At 46.2% G+C, this 1168-nt stretch carries 1 protein-coding gene; it reads left to right on the top strand.

Going from position 1 to position 1168, the window contains the following annotated elements; genetic code table 11:
• Positions 1–50: 50 nt before the first annotated feature.
• On the top strand, positions 51–1168 hold a 1118-nt coding region (locus tag R8269_RS25335; RefSeq protein WP_318222925.1), incomplete at its 3' end, for an ATP-binding protein.

Raw genomic sequence — 1168 nt, 5'->3', positions numbered from 1 at the left:
TTGTAATGACGCCATCTGGCGTCATTCTTGTTGTTTAAGAAGGTTATTAGATGAGTTTTGCTCACGTTCTGGAATTAGATTCTCAAACCGAGTTATTGGATAGATTGGAGTTGTTGACCAACTTTGGATCCAACCTTATTGCGATCAATGGCCCTGATGGGTATGGAAAATCTTGGCTGGCGCAACGATATCTTGAGTTGGGTGCGAGTAACAAAAATCAATGTTTGTTACTTTGTCATGCGACCCAAGATGACGTGCAGCGTCGCGTCCTCATCTTGAGTCAGCTGGTTTCCGATGCATTGTTTAATCAACAAGAGCCTTTACTCGACAGTCTAGAGCGTATTCTCGAAGGTGAGCCTTGCGATATTGCGATTGTTATTGATGACGCTCATTTACTTAGTGAAACGCTCGTTTCGGAGTTATGGACGTTAGTCTTAGAGGCGCATGAAAAGCCGAACTGGACGATCAACGTGTTGCTTTTTACTCAGTCTGGGCGTTTGGAGTCGGTCTTGTCTCGGTTGAGTTATGGGCAAGAACTTAAGCCAGTTGAACTTGATATCGATATGCTATCCGAAGTGGAAGCGCGTCGTTTCTTCGAATCACTAGTGGTTAGGTACGTCGATGACGATGCGGAGAAACGTGTTCGAGATGCATTTAAGAAAGTCGACCCGATTCCGGGTGACATCATGGCGTTAGGAGAGATGAAAGTGGAAAAAAGGATCATTATCCGTTCAATTGTCGGATCCCCACTCAACATCGCATTAGTGGTTTTGGTGCTACTGTTGCTGGCCGCTGGAGGCTATTGGTGGATGTTTAATCAGCCAAGCCCAGATGATAAAGCGCAGCAGATCACGGGAAGCATCGAGCAAACTGCCATTCCGACACTCACTGAGCCGACTCTTTCGCCATCAGAATCTAATTTAACCTCAGTGACTGACGGCTTGCCAAATGATGGCGATTTATCAGATGCGACTGACGATTCCAACTCATTGCCACCAACGGTGACAGAAGAAGTAGCAAGCGTCGGGAATGATGACACCCAGCAGCGTGTTGTGATTGAATCTGACGTGGTTGATGCTCTGTTAGAAGGTAAGCCTGAGCAAGCGAATACAGACAATATTAAAGCGTTAGTAGAAGGGGCTGAACCTCAAGCGAAAACCCAGTCAGA

The sequence above is a fragment of the Vibrio sp. Vb0667 genome (genome assembly GCF_033391095.1).
The sequence above is the reverse complement of the archived record's forward strand: the minus strand, read 5'-3'. Positions and strand labels throughout refer to the sequence as shown.